Raw genomic sequence first — 399 nt, forward strand, 5'->3', positions numbered from 1 at the left:
CCGGACTGCCAGCAGCCGGAAGAAGGTGGATTTGCCAGCCCCCTGACCGCCTACCAGACACAGCATGATTTCAAACTTGCTTCCGGGCTTAAATGCCCTTGTAATCGCCCCCAGCATGAACAGCTTCAAGGCTTCATAGGTGTAATCGTCCACATCAGCTCCCAGAAAGTGCCGCAGACAGAAGCGGATGCGCTCAGTCCCGTCCCATGCAAGGCTGTTCAGAAAATCCCGGATGGGGTGGTACTTATTCTCATTCGCCACAATCCCGATGGCGGTTTCAATCTTTTTCTCACTGGTAAGCCCGTAGGTTTCCTCCAGATAGAGAAGCAGATACTTCATGTCCGTATCGGTCAGGGCTGTGCTTTCTCTGTGAAAACCGATGGGCTTTATGATGTCCTT

At 52.4% G+C, this 399-nt stretch carries 1 protein-coding gene; it reads right to left on the minus strand.

Features of this window, described 5'->3' with window-relative positions; translation table 11 throughout:
- A partial coding sequence (locus PGR14_RS10960; RefSeq protein ID WP_270223387.1) for a VapE domain-containing protein occupies positions 1–399 on the minus strand: 399 nt, incomplete at both ends.

Source organism: Coprococcus sp. AF99-45 (genome assembly GCF_027663865.1).
Lineage (GTDB): Bacteria > Bacillota > Clostridia > Lachnospirales > Lachnospiraceae > Allocoprococcus > Allocoprococcus comes.